Consider the following 18600-nt stretch of genomic DNA (forward strand, 5'->3'; position numbering starts at 1 on the left):
CGTTAGCATGGCGACCATCCTGACCGGAGGTCGCCATGCGCGTTTTTGCAGTCCTGTTTTTGTTGATCGCAAGTTCGCTTGCCGCTGAGGAACGCGCGCTCTGCGCTGTTGAACCTCACGATCAGTTTTGTCCGCACTACCCCGCCGATCAGACGGCCTTTGTGCGCACGCATGACTACATGCTGATGAGCCCGACCGTGCAGGAACCGTTCGATCTGTTCGCATGGCAGGCGTTCTTGGCCCTCAACTGGCCAGAGGGCGGTGCCCGTCCCGGCGACGCGCCCGAGGCCGCCCGCGCCTGGGACAGCTTTCCGCGCCGCGCAGAGCTGTTTGGTGCGGACGCAGCGCGCGCCGCATGTGGTGCGCCAGAGGGGCGCTTGCTCATTGACGGGACACGGCAGGCAGATGGGCACCAGCTGATCGACCGTGAGGGCAATTTTGTGGTCTACGACACCCGCGTGAACTGGGTCGTGGCGGATTATATCCGAGCAAACGCACTCGATACGCTGGCCGGGCAAATGGCCTTTGCAGGCGATGTGTCCTTCCCGATGGGGGAGGTTGGCGGTCAGCATCCCTCGATCCTGTTGAAGCTCGCCTGGCGCATCGTGGCAGAGCCCGATGCAAGCGCACTGATGCGGGATGCGACCGTCTTCGTCCCGGCACGCGATACATTGAATGGCGAGGCGATGTGCCTCGATGTCGCCGTCGCCTTGTCAGGATTTCACATCGTGACGCGCACCTCCTCTGGCAATGGTGATGACTGGATCTGGACGACATTCGAGCATGTGCGCAACGCCCCGACTGCTGCGAATGCGCGCTCGCCCAATTCGATCTATGCGCCCGAACTGTTCCCCGGCGGGTGCATGGCGCCAGAGCAGGCGGAGGGATTTGCCTTTTTCGATCCAGAGCGCAGTCCGGAGGCGAATGAACCGGCCCGCGCGGCCCTATGGGCGGCTGCAACGCCACTGGCCCGCGATCAATCCGGGGCACCGGTCACGCCCCCCCAAGTCGTGCGCTGTTGGGATCGCTTTGCGGGCACGCAAGTGGTGAACGCCCATTTTCAGGAGGCTTTGGCCGGCACGATCTGGGCCAACTACATGCTGATCAACGCTCAGTGGCGTGGAACACTGCCCAGTCCACTCGCCGGACAGGGGGAGGTGCCGCGCTATTCCTCCAACATCACGATGGAGACCTTCTTTCAGGACCAGTTGGATGCAAGCTGTCTGGGGTGCCATTCGACAGCCCTGACCGCCGATGGTCGGGACGCAAACTTCACCTTCATCCTGAGCCATGCCCAATGAAATACCTTCCTATCCTTTTGCTCGCCGCGGGGGCGGCACATGCGCAAGACTGCTCCCTGAGCTTTGAGATGGAGGCTGGCAACGCCATCGGCACGATCCTTCCGGGCACGCCGCTGCAGGGCGAGGCGACCTACACCATCACCGGCGTCTGGCAGGAGCGTGACACGACGACCTCCTACTACTCGGAAGGCAGCATGACGGTGACGGCACCCGATGGCTCCTCTGTCACGGCGGATGTCACAACAGTGCATGTGATCCGCACGCCTTGGACGGCGGACTATGTGTCTTTCGATGCGACCGATGCAGCGGGCGATCTGGGTGGGGAGAGCCGTTATGTTGATCCGATGTTGCTGACCCTATTTGGGCGTCCGGGCGTGCTGAAGGATTTCGGTATGCCAAGCGGGGAAGATTGGGAAGCCCTCGACGTGCGGCGCACGTTTCAGGTGCACACACCGACCACGATGGAAGTGTTCATCGGGCCCGTCACGGCGTTCGAGGGTACATGCTTAGAGTAACGGCTAAACGCCGCGCTTTGTCAGCACCCTGAACCGCAGGCTCATCAGCGTGACCGAAACGATGCTGGCCACGAGGATCCCCTGATAGATGCCGGCAACCCCATGCTCCCACCGGATGGCGAACAGATAGCCCGCAGGCACCATGACAACCCAATAGCTGACAAGGTGAAGGGCCGTCGGCACCCATGTATCACCCCGTCCCCGGCAGGCATGAGACATGATCGTCTGGTTTCCATCACAGAGCAGCGCCAAGGTCATCCAGATCATCACTGGAGCAGCAGCGGCCAATACGGCGGGATCGGTGGTGAACAGCCGCAATGCAGGCAACGGCAGCAACAGGAAGGCGACCATTGCGACGAGCAGCATCGCCGTACACATCCCCAGACCCGTCCAACCCGCCAGCGCCATGCCCCGCGCGTCGCCCCGGCCCCAGGCATTGCCAACGCGCACCTGAACCGCACTCGCAATGCCGAACGCGGCCATAAATACGGTTGCGAGCAACTGGAACAGCACCGCATGGGTGGCCAGCGCCAATGTGCCCAGCCAGCCGACAAACAGGGTCATCATCACGAAGGCCCCCGCCTCGAACGTGAAGCTCAGCCCGCCCCCAAACCCGATGCGGTACTGCTCAATCGCGGGTGGCGCATCGTTCCGCTCCCCCACGCCATACCGGTTGCGCTGAGGGAAGATGCGGTGGATGTAGAGCCACAACCCCGCCGCCAGAAGCAGGCTGTTGAGCACGGTTGCCAGAGCGGCCCCGACGGCCCCCATGTCGAAAACAAAGACAAACAGGATGTTGAAGGCCAGGTTCGAGATGTTGGCCAAGGCCACGGCCCACATGCCCACTTTGGGATGATGAAGAGCCTCCAACCAGCTTGCACAGCAAAAGAAGACGGCGAAGAATGGCAGGGCAAAGGCGACCATCCGAGTCACCGCCGCAGCCGAGGCCGCCTGCCCCGGCTCTTGTTGCAGCAACAGAAAACCGCTTTCGGCAAATTGCAGCAACAGCCCCATTCCGACCCCGACGAGTAGGCCGTAGAGGATGCCACGCCGCAGGATCGTCCCTGCCGCACCATCACGGGCGGCACCGGTCTCGCGGGCGGTCAGAACGCCGACGCCCAACAAGAGACCCGCCATTGCCGCCATCAGGCTGTCATAGATGGCGAGGCCAAGGGCATAATCGGCCAGCTCCTGCGCACCGGCGCGCCCCAGAACGATCACGTCAGCCGTTGCAAATCCGACAAGACCCAAGCGCGACAGCATCACCGGCCAGGCCAGTGTCAATGTGCGGCGGATGTGATCCGCAATGGTGTGATTGGGAAGGGTCGCATCAGTCATGCCCCGCCCTTACACCCGCGCAGCCCGCCGGGCCAAGCAGCATTTGCGCGTATGTTGTAGGGTGACAGACATTGCGCCCGCACCCGACGCGGCGTAGGAGCAGGCCATGACCCAGAACACTCCGCCCGGCGAGCGCATCGCCAAACGCATTGCCCGTGCCGGCCGCGCCTCGCGCCGGGAAGCCGAACGTTTGATCGGTGACGGACGTGTGCGCGTGAATGGCAAGGTGATCGACAGCCCTGCACTCAACGTGACAGAGCGGGACCGGATCGAGGTCGATGGTCAACTGCTGGCAGAAGCCGACGTCGCCCGTATCTGGCGCTATCACAAGCCTGCGGGCCTTGTGACCTCCGCCCGGGACGAGAAGGGCCGCGCCACCGTCTTTGACCGCCTGCCGCCTGAGATGCCGCGTGTGATGAGCATCGGACGCCTGGATCTCAACTCCGAAGGGTTGCTGTTGCTCACCAATGACGGGGAGCTGAAGCGCAAGCTGGAACTGCCCTCGACCGGATGGGTGCGCAAATATCGCGTGCGCGCCAAGGGCACACCGACGGAACCGACGATAGCGCCGCTGCTAAGGGGCATCACGATTGAGGGCGAGCGGTTTCGCCCGATGTCCGTCACGCTCGACCGCCAGCAGGGCGCGAATGCGTGGCTGACTGTGGGCCTGCGTGAAGGAAAGAACCGAGAGATTCGTCGTGCCTTTGCCGAGGTGGGCCTGGACGTGAACCGCCTGATCCGTATCAGCTACGGCCCGTTCCAGCTGGGCGACCTGCCCACGGGCGGTGTGGATGAGATCAAGGCGAAGGTGCTGCGCGATCAGCTGGGCCTGCGATCCGAAGGCGAAGCGGTAAAGAAGAGCACGAAGCCCGCGCGACGCCCCGTCTCCCGCTCGGCCGATCCGTCCAAGAGTTTTCGTAAGAAGCGATAATGCGCATCTGACCCTGCGTGCCCCTTGAGCATGGGGGCGCGCCATGCGGTAATCCCCTCAACACTCAGGGGAGCCGATCATGGATCAGATGAATTGCGTCGAAATCACCAAGGCGGGCGGGCCGGAGGTTCTGGTGCCCACGCGCCGTGACGTACCGACACCGGGTGCGGGCGAAATTCTGATCCGTATCAAGGCTGCTGGCGTGAACCGCCCTGACGCGCTGCAACGGGCGGGCCTTTACGATCCGCCCGCAGATGCCTCCGACCTGCCGGGGCTGGAGGCTGCGGGAGAGGTTGCCGCAATCGGCCCCAACGTTTCGCGCTGGTCAGTAGGTGATGCGGTGACGGCGCTGCTGCCCGGAGGGGGCTATGCGGAATATGCGCTCACCCGCGCCGAACATGCCCTGCCCGTGCCAGATGGTTTGAATTGGGAACAGGCGGCCGCTCTCTGCGAGACGTTCTTCACGGTGTGGGTGAATGTCTTTGAACGTGCCGCGCTTCAGGCCGGGGAGAGTCTTTTGGTGCATGGCGGTTCGTCGGGCATTGGTACAACGGCGATCCAGCTTGCCGCGGCACGTGGTGCGCGGGTGTTCACCACCGCTGGCAGTGCAGACAAATGCGCCGCTTGCGAGGCCCTAGGGGCAGAGAAGGCCATCAATTATCGCGAGGCCGATTTCGTTGAGGAGGTCCGGGCCGCCACGGGCAAACGTGGCGTGGACGTGATCCTCGACATGGTGGGTGGCGACTACATCCCCCGAAACATCCGTGCCCTCGCCCCCGATGGGCGGCTCTCGATGATCGCGTTTCTGGGCGGCATGAAGGCAGAGGTTAACTTCGCGCAGGTCATGGCCAAGCGCCTGACCGTCACCGGCTCAACGCTGCGCCCGCGCTCTGACGCCTTCAAAGCCAGTGTGGCCGCAACGCTGGAGCGCGAAGTGTGGCCGCTGATCTCTGCCGGGCGGATCGGTCCGGTGATGGATTCGAGCTTCCCCCTGGCCGAAGCGGCGGAAGCGCATCGGCGCATGGAAGCGTCTGGTCATATCGGAAAGATCGTGTTGGTTCCTTAGAGGCTCCACTACCGCATTCGCTTCACGAATAACCCAGCATCCATCAAGGCACCCGCGCAACGGGTGCCGGTCCGCCCCTATGGGGCGGCGCTTATGCATAAATGTTCAGGTCAGAGGTGGATAACGACTGTTGGAGACAGCTTACCGCATCGGCGGAAATGATGCGGTCGCGCTGCAATCGCGACGCACATCCTGCCCGCACAGCCGTGGTTCAAGGTCACGGGTCAGGCAGATGCGCACTTCCTGAATGCGGCGGTCGCGGCATGTCACGGTCACGCCATCCGCCTCCAAACCCGGGTTCACCTCCAGAAATGCGGCTTCGATCACCGCCGGATCGAGGCGCAAGGTCTCCTCCACCTGCCGCAGGATCGAAGGGCGTTCCACCCGCGCATAAGCTTCGCGCGCCAAGGCAAAATAGTCTTGGGAAGACAGTCCTGAGCAGCGCCCATGCTTTTGCCATTGGTGCCAAGCAGAGCCGCCGGAGCCCATCAGATCCGCCATATCGCTGGTCTCACGACGGGAGGGATCACGCTCCACCGTGCGGCACCAATCGGGCCACCCGCTTTCATATTGCGGCCAGAGCCCATGCAGTATGAACCCGACAGACCGCTCGCATTGCTCGGCCCCACGGGCGTCGCCTTCCAGCGCGCACCACGAGGGCGACCAGCTAAGCGCCATGACGTAGTAGTCGAACTCTCCCGCAACATCCTGCGCCTTGGCAGGCAGAACCATCATCAGAAAAGCCAATATCACCCGCATTGCGAAACCTCTTTATCCCCACCGGATTTGCGCCTATATACCTCGCAATCCCCCTTACGGAAACGGCAAGCGGCCCCGGCCAACCGATTTCTCGGCACGGGGAAAGTTTGTACTCAGGTTCCCGGAGGATCTCATGGCCCTGCCCCTTATGCCGAAAGCCACGGCGGTCTGGCTCGTCGACAATACGACCCTCAGCTTCAAGCAAATCTCCGACTTCACCGGGCTGCATGAGCTGGAAGTGAACGGTATCGCAGATGGTGAGGTGGCCGTTGGCGTCAAAGGGTTCGACCCGATTGCCAACAACCAACTGACCAGCGAAGAAATCAAGCGCGCCGAGGACAATCCGAAGGCCAAGCTTCAGCTCAAGCACAACCCCGCCGCGGAAGGTGAGCAAAAGCGGAAGGGCCCGCGCTACACGCCGCTGTCCAAGCGTCAGGATCGTCCCGCGGCCATCGCGTGGCTGGTCAAGTTCCACCCCGAACTGAGCGACGGCCAGATCTCGAAACTTGTCGGCACGACGAAGCCCACGATCCAGTCGATCCGCGAACGGACCCATTGGAATATCTCGAACATTTCCCCGGTTGATCCGGTCGCCCTGGGCATGTGCCGTCAGACCGAATTGGACGCTGCCGTGGCGAAGGCCGTGGCCAAGAAAGCCAAGGATGGTGCTGCGCTGACTGAGGAAGAGAAGCTGCGCCTGATGTCGACGGAAGAAAGCCTTGCCGCAGAACCGAAGATGCCCACCGCCATGGAAGGGCTGGAGAACTTCACCTTCTCCGAAACCGCTGCCGACAAACCAGAGGCAGAGGAAGCCGTGCCGGATGCGGAGAGTTTCTTCAACCTGCCTGCATCGGACGACAAGGACGAAGACGACGACTGATCGCAGCGGTGTTGAGATTGAATTTGCGAAAGGCGCTCCGCAACCGGGGCGCCTTTTTCTTTAGCTGCTCGGGCTGTCGAGCGGGTCGAGATTGGTACGCCCACCATCCACACTCAGGATTTGCCCGGTGATGAAGCTCGCCTTGTCAGAAGCCAGGAAGAGCGCAGCCTCTGCCGCCTCTTCTGCATCGCCGATCCGGCCTAGCGGAGTGACGGCGGTCAACTCCTCGCGCAGTTCTTCCCGCTCTTTCAGCGCATCCTTCAGATGGCCGGTCATCACACCGCCAAGCGCAATGCCGTTCACCCGCACGCCGTCCTTGGCAAGGGCGACGGCAAGGCTGCGCGTCATTTGGTCCAGCGCGGCACAACTTACGGAATAGGCCAGAAGCTCGGGCAAGGTGCGCTGCGCGGCGATCGATGTGACGTTCACAATCGCACCGACATTGCGCGTCTCGCCCGTCTCTTCCGCCTGGGCGATCATCTTTTTGGCCACCATCTGGCTGAGGCGCAGGGAGTTCTTCACATTCTGCTGCATCAGTTGATCAAACACGTCGGAACTGGGATCAAGCGGGTCGGAGGAAATCACCTGGCGCGCCGCATTCACCAGAATGTCGACCCGGTCAAAATGGTCGATGGTCGAGGCCATCAGATTCGCAATCGACAGCTTTTCGCGCAAATCGCATGAGAATTGCTGAACACGATCCTCATCCTTGCGCAGTGCCTTCACTTCGGCATCAAGCTTGTGATCATCAATATCGGCGAGCATTACGCGCGCGCCCTCAGAAACAAACTTGCGCGCGATGGCCAAACCAACGCCGCTGGCTGCGCCGGTTACGATAACCGACTTTCCTGCCACTGAGCCCATAGGGCACCCCATCCACAACGACCGCTCGTGCGCAGCCAGATCACCGATATAGATCATCGTGGGCTGTCTTGCGACCCCTCAGGCAATCGGCTAATTCACGAAAGATACTTGCGCTGGAGGTCGCCGTGACGGAACAGGATTACAATGCTAATTTGCCCCGCTGTGCCGCGAACCATCAGCCGCTGACTCCGCTGACATTGCTTGAGCGTGCGGCGCAGGTTTTCCCTGAACAAGTCGCCGTGATCCACGGCTCACAGCAGGTCTCCTACGCCACATTGTTCGAGCGCAGCCGCGCGCTGGCCAGCGCCCTGCGGCGTGCCGGGATCAAACGTGGGGATACCGTCTCTGCACTGCTGCTCAACACGCCTCCGATGATCGAGGCGCATTATGGCGTGCCGATGTGTGGTGCCGTCCTGAATGCGCTGAACACTCGTCTCGATGCCGCAGGGATCGCCTTTATCCTGCGCCATGCGGAGACCAAGCTGCTGATTGTGGATGCAGAATTGCGCCCACTTGCCGACGCGGCGATTGCCACACTTGATCACGCGCCGCGGGTCATAACTTACTCTGATCCAACCATCAGCGATCAGCGCTGCGAATATGAGGCATTCCTGGACGCGGGCGATGCTTCGGAACCGTGGGACATGCCGCAAGATGAGTGGGATGCCATCTCGCTCAACTACACGTCCGGTACGACGGGTGATCCAAAGGGCGTGGTTTACCATCACCGAGGGGCCATGCTGCTGGCGACAGGCAATGTTGTCAGCGCAGGGCTTGGCAAGCATCCTGTCTATCTTTGGACATTGCCCATGTTCCACTGCAACGGGTGGTGCTTTCCCTGGACGCTAAGCGCCGTTGCAGGCACCCATGTGTGCCTTCGCCAAGTGCGCGCTGGCGCGATGTTCGACGCTATTGCCGATCATGGCGTGACCCATATGTGTGGGGCGCCTATCGTGATGAGCACGCTTCTGGATGCCCCAGACGATCAGCGGCGCGCATTGCCCCATCGGGTCAGCTTCTTCACTGCTGCGGCCCCTCCACCGGAAAGCACACTCGCCGCGATGGGTGAAGCCGGATTTGATGTTACGCACCTTTATGGCCTGACGGAATGCTACGGTCCGGCTGTCATCAATGAGTGGCATACTGACTGGGCAGAGCTTTCAGCGCCAGAGCAGGCGCGACTGAAAGCGCGCCAAGGCGTGCGCTATGCCGCTCTCGAAAGCCTGGATGTGTTGGGGGACGGCGATGTGCCCGTGCCCGCCGATGGCCAAACGATGGGAGAGGTCGTGATGCGCGGCAATGTCATCATGAAAGGCTATTTCCGCAATCCCGAGGCTACGGCCAAAGCCTTCGCTGGCGGCTGGTTTCGGACCGGAGACCTAGGCGTCAAACATCCTGACGGCTACATCCAACTGCGCGACCGCGCCAAAGACGTCATTATCTCTGGCGGTGAGAATATTTCCTCGATTGAGGTCGAAGAAGCACTCTACCGCCATCCGGCCGTTGCGATATGCGCGGTCGTTGCAAAACCCGATGACAAATGGGGTGAAACGCCGTGTGCCTTTGTCGAGCTGAAAGGCTCGTCCGACGTGACAGTAGAAGACATTATCGCCCATTGTCGGGCAGAGCTTGCGCACTTCAAAGCCCCGCGCCACGTGGTTTTCGGTGAACTCCCGAAGACTTCGACCGGCAAGGTGCAGAAATTCGAATTGCGCGGGAAAGCCGCCGCGCTCTAGCTGCGGGGGCGCCGGGCGCGAAACAGTTTGAATGCGCCGTTGCCCGGCAGTTCCTCCCAACGCTGGAAATGCGTTTCCAAGGCGCTCTCATAGGGAAGCTGCCGGTTGGCAACCATCCAAAATGTGCCCGAACTCTTTAGAACGCGCGCTGCCGATGCAATGAACGCGCGGCCCAACTCAGGATCCGCTGCCCGGGTTTTATGAAAAGGCGGATTTGAAATGACTGTGTCAAATACCCGCCGCGCAGGCAGGGCTGTCGCATCGCCCCACTCAAAACTTGCGCGCGCATCGTCTATATTTTGCTGAGCGGCATTGAGCGAAAGCTTCTCCGCCTCGATTAATTTGATGCTGTCAATTTTATCAGAGCTTGTGAGAGCAGCAGCACTCAACCAGCCCCACCCAGCACCCAGATCGGCGACATCGCCCTTCAACTCCCCCGCAAACGCGTCCGCGAGCAATTGCGAGCCTGCATCGACCTTGTCCGGGCTGAACATGCCGGGAGCGGTCAGGTAGCCCGCGCCATTGCGGCGCATCTGCCCCGCCGCGTGCCAATCTGCAAGCACGTCCGGCCGCGTGGCGCCGACGGTGATCCAGAAAAGACGCCCATGCGCCTTGGAGGTGGAGCCATCAACCTCAGCCACCTTTCGGACGCTCTTGAAGATTGCGTCTGCACCTTGTTTCTTCTCACCGCTGATCAGCAGCAATCCACGCTCGGGCAGCGCTGACCAGGCCGCGGCAATATTTGCCAAGGATTCTTCGCGCGAGCGGGTCAGACAGACCAGCGCACTTGCGGTTGCGCCCACCTCCTGAACCATCCGCAACCCAAGGGAGGCTAAGGCGTCGTGATCTGGCTTGAAGCTTTGCAGGCATTCCAGCCGTTCAACGTGTTCGCGCCATTCGGGAGAGGCTGTTGGTCGAATGGCGAGCATCGGCCCCTCTGGCAAGAGCAAGCCTTGACCGAGGGCATAGTTCAGACGGGCGGCATCGCTCACAGGATGCGCCTCATTCCTTTTCCATCGTGCATTGCAGCGGATGTTGGTTGCGTTGGGCGTAGTCCATCACCTGAGTGACTTTCGTTTCCGCAATCTCGCGAGAGAATACAGCAACGACCGCAACCCCCTTACGATGAACGGTCAGCATGATCTGCATGGCCTGGTCATGATCAATACCGAAAAATCGCTGCAGAACGTGAACCACGAACTCCATCGGAGTGTAGTCGTCGTTCAGCAGCAGAACCTTGTAGAGCGGCGGCTTTGCCGTTTTCGGACGCGTCTTGGTGACGACACTGGTGTCGCCCTCGCCATCCTCAGGCTCGTCATTCATCATTGTCAGGATCTGATCGGTCACGTCGGCCATCCGTCCGGTTTCTGACGCTTCTATATATCCGTCAGGGGCAAACAGAAAAGGGGGCCGAAGCCCCCTTTCCCAAATTCTGCGTCAATGTGACGTCAATCAGGCCGTCATCGACTTCATTTGTGCGGTCGCGGCGTTCACGCGATCACCAACAGGTGCGGTCACGTCTTTTGCGGACGCCATCATCATTTCGCCCATCTTGGAGGATTGCTTCATCCAGCCGTCAAACATGGACTGAGCGAACGCGGACTGCTTTTCGAACAGCTCGGTCATGGTTTTTGCAGCAGCCATATCTTTCGCCGCGGCGACGGACTCTTCGAAGCTCTTCTTGGTGTAGGACTGAACTTCCTGACCGAAACCTTCAGCAGCTTTCGCGGCGATCTCGGTGGATTTCATGACCGCGTCGAGGTTTTCCTGACCGAAGGAGGAGACTTCCTCAAAACCCTTCGTCATCTTCTCGACCGTGTCGGTCATCGTTTTCTGTGCATCTGCAGCAAATGCTTCCATCTGTGCGGTTGCGTCTTTGGCGGCAGTCTTCGTAGCCATGATATGTACTCCTACGTTCTATGTGGGGGGCGGACCAGCCCTCGTCTGCAATGAGAGATAGGGATTATGCTGCACTGCGTCAAGAGGTTTATGTTGCGGCGCACAAAATGGGTTTATCTTGGTTTAAGGAATTCTAAAACCACTAGGTATAGTGTCTGCTCCGCGACGCGAGTCGTGCGTAAAATAACCGTTGCTCTTCAAGGCCGTACAAGGCATTGTTAAAACAATACCTACACTCGCGCAAAGCGAGGGCACTTTGGGCAGTTCACTGGAGCGATCCATGTTTAAGTATGTTTATCGGGCAGCCATGCTGGCTGCCGCCCTCCTGCTATCTACAGGAGCAAACGCGGCCCCCTACGCGGCGATGGTCATCGACGCGCGCGACGGGACCGTACTTCATTCCAGAAATGCCGATACCCGCCTTCATCCGGCGTCGCTGACCAAGATGATGACGCTCTACCTTGCCTTTGAGGCGGTTGAGAGCGGTGCGCTGTCGCTGGATCAGCAGATTCGCATCAGCCGCAATGCGGCGAGCGAGCCACCCTCCCGCCTTGGTTTGCGCGCCGGGCAGCGCCTCTCCGTGCGTTACCTGATCCGCGCTGCCGCGATCCGTTCGGCAAATGATGCTGCTACCGCACTGGGTGAGGCGATTTCTGGCTCTGAAAGCGCCTTTGCCGCGCGTATGACAGAGACCGCGCGCAGCCTTGGCATGACCCAGACGACGTTTCGAAACGCACACGGCCTGACGGCATCGGGTCATATGTCTACCGCCCGTGACATGGCAGAGTTGAGCCGCCACCTGTTTTACGACTTCCCCCAATATTACAACATCTTTGGACGGACGAGCACGCATGCCGGCGTTGCCACTGTGCGCAACACCAACCGCCGCTTGCTGAACTCCTATCGCGGGGCGGATGGTATCAAGACGGGCTACACCCGCGCAGCTGGCTACAACCTCGCTGCTTCGGCCGAGCGTGGGAATGAACGGATTATCGCTGTTATCTTTGGCGGACAGTCATCTGACTGGCGTTATCGCCGCATGGTCGAACTGCTCGACATGGGTTTTGAGCGCGCCCCGACGCATCGTACCGTCGTGCGTCCCTCGCGCGTCGACACCGGCGCCGTGCTGACATCCATGGTTCCGCTGCCACGCGGCACCAGCGAAGTGACGCAACTTGTCGCGGCGGCCGACCTTGTGGGCAGTGCATTCGTGTCCAGCGCCTCGGCGGCCACCCTGCCCGCCACAACCGAACGGCTGATCGCCACCGGTTCGACCGTGCCACTTGTGAATGCCGCGAATACCGGCACCGCTCCGCGCGATTCCATGCTGCCGCGCGCGCGTCCGGGGGGCGCATGGGCCGTGCAACTGGGGGCATATCGCGATCCCGATCACGCAGAGGCCGTACTGACAACGGCAATGGTCTCTCGCATTGATCCGCTGACCGGCGCCCGTCCTGATGTTGAGGCAACGGTGATTGAGGGGGTTCCCCTGCACGCGGCAATGTTCATGGGATTGAGTGAGGCGCAGGCCAATGGCGCGTGCTCACAATTGCAGCAGCGCGATCAGATTTGCCGACTTGTACCACCAAGCGGCTGATCTCGAAGAGAGAGTTGATGTTTGAAGGGCGTGCCAACCGGCGCGCCCTTTTCACATTTCAAAAGGAAACGTCGACGCCTGGAAGGTTGAGAGATTTCACCACCTCTCGCACCTCTTGCCGCGCGGCGAGGTTTGAGATGTTCAACTTCATCTCACCGGTATCGCGCAGGTCAAGCAGCGTCAGCCCGCTCAGAAACATCTCGCGAAAGATCACCCGCTCGCCGAAACCGGGAATGACGCGGAACCCGATGCGCTTGGACAACTCACCCAACGCAGAGCCCACACGCCGCTTGTTGCGCGCATTCAACGTCGAGATGCGGTTGCGCAGTACGACCCAGTCCGCGGGCTTCAGGCCCGCACTGGCGCGCAGCTGACGCGCTTTCCACACCATCTCCGAATAGACCGACGGACCCAGCACCTTGCCCGTCTGCGGATCAAGCCGCGCCAAGAGATCAAAGTCGATCAGACTGTCATTCATCGGCGTGACCAGAGTATCCGCCGCCGCATGCGCCATCTGAGCATAGCGGGTGTGCGATCCGGGACAATCGATCAGGATGAACGAACACTTCTGATCCAGCCGGTCGAGGGCAGCGGCGAACATTTCCTCTTCTTCGGCCTGCGCCTCACTGACGCTGTCTTTCGCGGAATAGTCCAGCACCTCCCGCACCGGCATGGGCAGCTTATTGCCCGTGCGCTCGATAAACGCCTCCCGGTTTTCCAGATAGCGAAAGAAGCTCTTCTGACGCAGGTCGAGGTCGATGGTCCCGACCGTATGACCGCATCGGGCGATGGCGGCGAACAGATGCATGGAGGTCGTGGACTTGCCCGATCCGCCCTTCTCATTGCCCAGCACGATGATATGCGCCAATGCCGCCTCCACTCATAGAAAAAGCGCGCCGGGTGTGGCGCGCTTTGACGTGATAGCAATCCTGCTGGGCAGGGAAAAGATCAGAAGCCGAGACCTTCGTACTTGTTCTTGAACTTGGACACGCGGCCACCGGTATCCATCAGGCGGGACGTGCCGCCGGTCCATGCCGGGTGCGTGGACGGATCAATGTCGAGGTTCAGCTGCGCACCCTCGGACTGGTAGGTCGAACGCATCTGAACGATCGTGCCGTCGGTCATCTTGACGTCGATCACGTGGTAATCCGGGTGGATATCTTTTTTCATGGTCTCAAGGCTCCTATGCGCCGGACTGAAGCAGGTGGGGCAGGCCACATCCCGTCGCCCGGCAGGGTCTAACTGGAACCCGTCGCTTAGACCGGAACGCGCCGGGGTGCAAGCGCTCAGTTCATGCCAGACTGGCGCGCCCGACGCATGGCACGCAATTCGTCCGGGGAGGTCTGCGGCCCGGCGAGATTTTCCTGAATATACTCGCGCACCAGCTTCTGCTGATCCAGCAACTGACCATAGGACAGCGCCGCACCGGCCGCCGTGGTGGCAAAATAGAGCGATATGTAGACCACGACTGCCGCCACCAACCCATAGATCAGGTATTCCGTGGCAATGAACGGGAACATCGCCATGGCAAAGAGCGCGATGGTCACCACAAAGATCCCGTTGAGCACCTGCGCCACGATGTAGAGCACGAAAAGCCCAAAGAAGTTGTGTGCAAATCCAAACGTAATGTCATGGCGTGGACTCTTTTCTGCGGCATTGGCCGCCGTCACCGCCATCGGTGTGCCCATCAGGCCAAAGCCGAGGGCCGCGATCAGGGCCGAGAACCCGCCGACAATATTTGTGAACAGGTTGATGTCGCTGATCATCTCTTCGGATGGCAGATAGCGGCCAGCTTGCGCCATCTCAAACATCGCCTCGTAAGACATCGAGCTGAACTGGTCGACAAGGATCAGGTAGAACAGCGAGAAGACCATCAACTGCACCAGGTTGATGGGCAACAGGTTCCCGTAAGCCATGCGCAGTTGCGAACGGCTCAGATTGCTCAAGGTCGCGGGACGGGTCCGTCCGATAGCCATCAGGCTGGCCCGCATCGCCGACAGGCGCATGATTGCGATATAGGGCGTCGTCAGCGTCGCCACAAAAAAGGCCTGCCACAGCGGATTGCTCGTGTTGAAGATAAGCCCGAAATAGAGCGACCCAACCAGCAGCGCGACGGGAAAGGTCCGCAAGAATACCTTTGGCATCAGCATGATGCTGTTGAGCAGCAAGTCGAACATGAGGCCCCCTATTTCCTGAGCGACAGGATAACGTCAGTTGGCGGGGGCTTAAAGCAAAACAGGCGCCCCGCAGGACGCCTGTTTCAAATCCGGTTTGACCGATCTTACGCCTTGGGGGCGCGATAGTTGGTCTTTTCTGCGATACGCGCGGACTTACCACGGCGGGAGCGAAGGTAGTAAAGCTTCGCACGACGCACCTTACCACGGCGTACAACCGTGATGCTGTCGATGTTCGGGGAGTGGAGCGGGAACACACGCTCAACACCTTCACCGAAGGAGATCTTGCGAACGGTGAAAGAGGCACCGATGCCCTTACCGTTGTTGCGCGCAATCACGACGCCTTCGTAGTTCTGGACGCGGGAGCGGGTGCCCTCGGTCACTTTGTAGCCGACGCGCACGGTGTCGCCGGATGCGAAATCAGGGATATCTTTGCCAAGCTCTGCAATCTGCTCGGCTTCGAGGGTCTGAAGCAGGTTCATTTCAGTCGTCCTATCTGACCGCTGTTTTCAGCGAATGTTTTCGCGTCCGAGAGCTTTGGTCGCTGCCGGGGCCTGCTCATGAGGCCCGCCAGAGGTCGGGACGACGTTCCTTAGTGCCGGGGCTGGTTCCGATGACGGGCAGCGCGAGTGTCTGACCAGCCTTGGCGATGTGGTCGCATAGCGGGAATCAGGAAAAGGTTCAAGGGCGGTTGGTTGCCTATGGCCCCTTGTCCCGAACGTGATCCGGGACCTCTCCGCCCGATGCGTGATACGGATGCTCAAGGGCCCCCAGATCGGGCCCGGGGGGTGGTTCACGTCTTGTCTGACTGCGCCGCCTGATGGGCGGCCCACATGTCTGGCCGACGCTCCTGCGTCAGCGCTTCGGCCTGTGCGCGGCGCCATTTCTCGATCTCACCATGATTGCCCGAAAGCAGAACATCGGGAACAGATCGCCCCTGCCACGCTCGCGGTTGGGTATATTGGGGATGCTCCAGCAGGCCAGCCGAATGCGACTCCTCCTCAGTCGAGGCGGCATTGCCCAGCACGCCGGGCAGCAGACGGACCGTCGCGTCGATGATGGCCTGGGCCGCAATCTCCCCCCCGGTCAGAACGAAATCGCCCAGGCTCACCTCAAAGATGTTGTGGGCGTCCAATACACGCTGATCCACACCTTCGAACCGCCCGCAAAGCAGCGTTACGCCGGGACCGGCTGCGAAATGGCGCGCCATTGCCTGATCGAAACGGCGGCCGCGTGGGGACAGATAGATCAGCGGTCCGGTGACCGGTCGCGCGCGGATCGCCTCATCCAGCACATCGGCACGCAGGACCATGCCCGCCCCGCCGCCGGTCGGTGTGTCATCTACGGCGCGATGCTTTCCCAAACCAAAATCACGGATATTGGTCGTGTCCAGTTGCCACTTGCCTTCCCGCAAGGCCCGACCGGTCAACGAATGGCCGAGGATGCCTGGAAACATGTCCGGGTAGAGCGTCAGTATTCGGGCCGTCCACACGCCGATCAGCTCGCTCTCTCCCATCAGGTCGCGCGGTTTTGCGCTGACGGCGATGGACTTGCGCCCGTGGGACCGGATTGCCATGTCAGACGCCTCCGGCGGGGGTATTTGCACCAATCCGAAGCATCACGTGTCGCTCAGATCCGCAATGATCCGTTTGGCTGACAGATCAACAGTTGGCACAGCGGCCCGGGTGAAGGGGATCAGGATCTCCCCCGACGGGCCCAGCACCTCAAGTATATCGCCCGCCCCATGATCATGTACTGCGCGGACCTTTCCCAATTCAGCTCCACCTGTATCGAGAACCGTCAGACCGATCAGATCGGCATGGTAAAACTCGTCATCAGGAAGGTTGGGCATGCGATCCCGCTCTGCATAGAGCCGCGTGCCTTTCAGCGCATCTGCTTCTTCCTTGGTGGCAATCCCGCTCAAGGTGGCGGCAAGGCCGTTCTTGATCATGCGGGAAATTGCGACATCGAAGCTGAGTTTGCCATCCTCGGTGGTCAGCGGCGCATAGTCCGCAATTGCCACTGGATCAGAGGTGAAACTCTTCAGCCTCACCTCGCCGCGCACGCCGAATGCACCGGCAATCGCTCCGACACAGATCTTGTCACTCATCTGACTTGAACCTCCGGCAATGGTGCTGCGGTCTCCCAACCGGCCTTGATCAGTTCGGGCGTCAGGTTGTCCTCTTCCGGCCATCCCATGCAGAGATAGGCCACCAGCGTCCAGCCTTGCCGAACTTCAAGATCGCGGGTCAGCCGCTCAGGATCCAGGATCGAGACCCAGCCGAGACCCAGACCATGCGCGCGCGCCGTCAGCCACATATACATGATCGCGCCCACCACAGAATAAGCCCGGGCCTCGGGCATCGTGCCCGCGCCAAGGCCGGCGCCCTTCTCCGTGCTATCATCACAGAAGACCGCGAACTGGACGGGCGCCTCGCGCATGCCCGTCAGCTTTAGCGAGGCATAGCGCGCCGCTTTCTCACCGGAATAGCCTTGCAGGGCTTCGGCATTGGCCGCCTCGAAATTCGAGCAGGCCGCATCGCGCGCCTTCACACTCGTCACACGGATAAAGCGCCACGGAGCGCTCAACCCGACCGAGGGGGCGAGACGCACCGCTTCCAGGCACGTGTCGATCAGCGCTTCTGGGACCGGATCAGTGCGAAAACGGCGCACATCGCGCCGCCAGCGCAGCAATTCGGTCAATTCCGCGGCAAAATCGTCACTGAAGCGGTGCATCAGACCAGATCCCGGTTGGGTGTGGCGGGCGCACACTCAGCGCCCGCCCGGCAAAGGATCACTCCGCCGCCGCGTCCTCAGCAGGTGCTTCGGCAGCGGCCGCCGCAGCTTCAGCTGCCTCTGCAGCCTTGGCGGCTTTCTCTTCCGCGCGCTCAGCTGCTTTCTTGCCCGGCTGGGCTTTCTTCATGTTGGCGCGCTCTTTTTTCTCAACCACACCAGCAGCTTCGAGGAAGCGGGACACGCGGTCTGTCGGCTTTGCGCCCTTGGAAATCCATTCCTGGATTTTCTCGACGTCCATTTTTACGCGCTCTTCGGAATCCTTGGGGAGCAGCGGGTTGTAGGTGCCCAGACGCTCGATATAGCGGCCATCGCGGGCCATGCGGCTGTCAGCAGCGACGATGCGGTAGAACGGGCGTTTTTTGGAACCCCCGCGTGCGAGACGAATAGAGACGGCCATGTGATTAACTCCTTGATCTGGTCGTTCGTGAACCTGAGTTCCCTCAGGTGTTTTCCTGGTATTGTTCGTGATGCCGGATGACTTCCTGAATGATGAAATTCAGGAATTTCCGTGTGAATTCAGGGTCTAACCCTGCATCCCGGCTCAGACTTTCGAGCCGGGCAATCTGTTCGCCCTCCCGCGTCGGATCGGACGGGGGCAAGTCATATTCCGCCTTGAGACGACCCACGGCCTGCGTGCGCTTAAAACGCTCGGCCAAGGTGTAGACGAGGATGGCGTCCATATTGTCGATGGAGGCGCGGTGCTCTGCCAGCACCTCGCGTGCCTTTGTCACGGGATCGGTCATG

At 60.8% G+C, this 18600-nt stretch carries 22 protein-coding genes; 7 read left to right on the forward strand and 15 right to left on the reverse strand.

The features are described from left to right. Positions 1–35 precede the first annotated feature (35 nt). Both POI8812_RS13445 and POI8812_RS13450 read left to right on the forward strand, forming a co-directional pair. Positions 36–1301: a hypothetical protein gene (locus POI8812_RS13445; protein ID WP_108783089.1), complete on the forward strand. Its 1266-nt coding sequence runs from the start codon at positions 36–38 to the stop codon at positions 1299–1301. Continuing rightward, the gene (locus POI8812_RS13450) at positions 1298–1816 is read left to right on the forward strand and encodes a hypothetical protein (protein ID WP_108783090.1); all 519 of its coding nucleotides are present in this window, start codon (positions 1298–1300) and stop codon (positions 1814–1816) included. Before POI8812_RS13445 ends, POI8812_RS13450 begins: the two co-directional genes overlap by 4 nt. 3 nt (positions 1817–1819) lie before the next feature. Here POI8812_RS13450 and POI8812_RS13455 read toward each other — a convergent pair whose 3' ends face one another. Beyond that, the gene (locus tag POI8812_RS13455; RefSeq protein WP_108783091.1) at positions 1820–3154 is read right to left on the reverse strand and encodes an MATE family efflux transporter; all 1335 of its coding nucleotides are present in this window, start codon (positions 3152–3154) and stop codon (positions 1820–1822) included. Between the two features lie 106 nt (positions 3155–3260). Here POI8812_RS13455 and POI8812_RS13460 point away from each other — a divergent pair, with 106 nt between their 5' ends. Then, the gene (locus POI8812_RS13460) at positions 3261–4085 is read left to right on the forward strand and encodes a pseudouridine synthase (RefSeq protein ID WP_108783092.1); all 825 of its coding nucleotides are present in this window, start codon (positions 3261–3263) and stop codon (positions 4083–4085) included. Positions 4086–4164: 79 nt separating this feature from the next. Continuing rightward, on the forward strand, positions 4165–5151 hold the full coding sequence (locus POI8812_RS13465) for an NAD(P)H-quinone oxidoreductase (protein ID WP_108783093.1): 987 nt from the start codon (positions 4165–4167) through the stop codon (positions 5149–5151). Between the two features lie 141 nt (positions 5152–5292). Here POI8812_RS13465 and POI8812_RS13470 read toward each other — a convergent pair whose 3' ends face one another. Next, on the reverse strand, positions 5293–5910 hold the full coding sequence (locus tag POI8812_RS13470; protein WP_108783094.1) for a ribonuclease T2 family protein: 618 nt from the start codon (positions 5908–5910) through the stop codon (positions 5293–5295). A 133-nt stretch (positions 5911–6043) separates the two neighbouring features. Between POI8812_RS13470 and POI8812_RS13475 the strand changes: the two genes are divergently transcribed. Next, on the forward strand, positions 6044–6790 hold the full coding sequence (locus POI8812_RS13475; protein ID WP_108783095.1) for a DUF1013 domain-containing protein: 747 nt from the start codon (positions 6044–6046) through the stop codon (positions 6788–6790). A 60-nt stretch (positions 6791–6850) separates the two neighbouring features. On the opposite strand, the gene POI8812_RS13480 is transcribed toward POI8812_RS13475, so the two are convergent. Next, on the reverse strand, positions 6851–7654 hold the full coding sequence (locus POI8812_RS13480) for an SDR family NAD(P)-dependent oxidoreductase (protein ID WP_108783246.1): 804 nt from the start codon (positions 7652–7654) through the stop codon (positions 6851–6853). 125 nt (positions 7655–7779) lie between these two features. Here POI8812_RS13480 and POI8812_RS13485 point away from each other — a divergent pair, with 125 nt between their 5' ends. Beyond that, positions 7780–9390 carry an acyl-CoA synthetase gene (locus tag POI8812_RS13485; RefSeq protein WP_108783096.1) on the forward strand — a complete coding sequence of 537 codons (1611 nt, stop codon included), beginning with the start codon at positions 7780–7782 and terminating at the stop codon, positions 9388–9390. Here POI8812_RS13485 and POI8812_RS13490 read toward each other — a convergent pair. The 3 genes from POI8812_RS13490 to POI8812_RS13500 form a co-directional block, all read right to left on the reverse strand. Next, positions 9387–10382: a class I SAM-dependent methyltransferase gene (locus POI8812_RS13490; RefSeq protein WP_108783097.1), complete on the reverse strand. Its 996-nt coding sequence runs from the start codon at positions 10380–10382 to the stop codon at positions 9387–9389. The genes POI8812_RS13485 and POI8812_RS13490 overlap by 4 nt on opposite strands. Positions 10383–10392: 10 nt before the next feature. Beyond that, complete coding sequence (gene clpS, locus POI8812_RS13495; protein ID WP_245895406.1) at positions 10393–10746, reverse strand: ATP-dependent Clp protease adapter ClpS; 354 nt, start codon at positions 10744–10746, stop codon at positions 10393–10395. Positions 10747–10842: 96 nt separating this feature from the next. After that, positions 10843–11289, reverse strand: coding sequence for a phasin family protein (locus POI8812_RS13500; protein WP_108783098.1), 447 nt, complete (start codon positions 11287–11289; stop codon positions 10843–10845). 280 nt (positions 11290–11569) lie between these two features. On the opposite strand from POI8812_RS13500, the gene POI8812_RS13505 reads away from it, so the two are divergent. Next, complete coding sequence (locus POI8812_RS13505) at positions 11570–12886, forward strand: D-alanyl-D-alanine carboxypeptidase family protein (protein WP_108783099.1); 1317 nt, start codon at positions 11570–11572, stop codon at positions 12884–12886. Between the two features lie 58 nt (positions 12887–12944). Here POI8812_RS13505 and POI8812_RS13510 read toward each other — a convergent pair whose 3' ends face one another. From POI8812_RS13510 to POI8812_RS13550, 9 genes are all read right to left on the reverse strand, one after another. After that, complete coding sequence (locus POI8812_RS13510; protein ID WP_108783248.1) at positions 12945–13754, reverse strand: division plane positioning ATPase MipZ; 810 nt, start codon at positions 13752–13754, stop codon at positions 12945–12947. An 80-nt stretch (positions 13755–13834) separates the two neighbouring features. Next, the gene (rpmE, locus tag POI8812_RS13515; protein WP_108783100.1) at positions 13835–14056 is read right to left on the reverse strand and encodes a 50S ribosomal protein L31; all 222 of its coding nucleotides are present in this window, start codon (positions 14054–14056) and stop codon (positions 13835–13837) included. Between the two features lie 116 nt (positions 14057–14172). After that, a complete protein-coding gene (locus POI8812_RS13520; RefSeq protein ID WP_108783101.1) occupies positions 14173–15063 on the reverse strand; it encodes a hypothetical protein in 891 nt (296 codons plus the stop codon). A gap of 104 nt (positions 15064–15167) precedes the next feature. Beyond that, positions 15168–15542: a 50S ribosomal protein L19 gene (gene rplS / locus POI8812_RS13525; protein ID WP_108783102.1), complete on the reverse strand. Its 375-nt coding sequence runs from the start codon at positions 15540–15542 to the stop codon at positions 15168–15170. Positions 15543–15853: 311 nt separating this feature from the next. Beyond that, a complete protein-coding gene (gene trmD / locus POI8812_RS13530) occupies positions 15854–16636 on the reverse strand; it encodes a tRNA (guanosine(37)-N1)-methyltransferase TrmD (RefSeq protein ID WP_108783103.1) in 783 nt (260 codons plus the stop codon). Positions 16637–16678: 42 nt separating this feature from the next. Beyond that, the gene (gene rimM / locus POI8812_RS13535) at positions 16679–17170 is read right to left on the reverse strand and encodes a ribosome maturation factor RimM (RefSeq protein WP_108783104.1); all 492 of its coding nucleotides are present in this window, start codon (positions 17168–17170) and stop codon (positions 16679–16681) included. After that, positions 17167–17796 carry a 5,6-dimethylbenzimidazole synthase gene (gene bluB, locus POI8812_RS13540; protein ID WP_108783105.1) on the reverse strand — a complete coding sequence of 210 codons (630 nt, stop codon included), beginning with the start codon at positions 17794–17796 and terminating at the stop codon, positions 17167–17169. The genes rimM and bluB overlap by 4 nt, the downstream gene beginning before the upstream one ends. Positions 17797–17854: 58 nt before the next feature. Further along, positions 17855–18253 carry a 30S ribosomal protein S16 gene (gene rpsP / locus POI8812_RS13545; protein WP_108783106.1) on the reverse strand — a complete coding sequence of 133 codons (399 nt, stop codon included), beginning with the start codon at positions 18251–18253 and terminating at the stop codon, positions 17855–17857. Positions 18254–18296: 43 nt separating this feature from the next. Beyond that, on the reverse strand, positions 18297–18599 hold the full coding sequence (locus tag POI8812_RS13550; protein ID WP_108783107.1) for a chorismate mutase: 303 nt from the start codon (positions 18597–18599) through the stop codon (positions 18297–18299). Between the last annotated feature and the right edge of the window lies 1 nt (position 18600).

The sequence above is a fragment of the Pontivivens insulae genome (assembly GCF_900302495.1).
GTDB classification, from domain to species: domain Bacteria; phylum Pseudomonadota; class Alphaproteobacteria; order Rhodobacterales; family Rhodobacteraceae; genus Pontivivens; species Pontivivens insulae.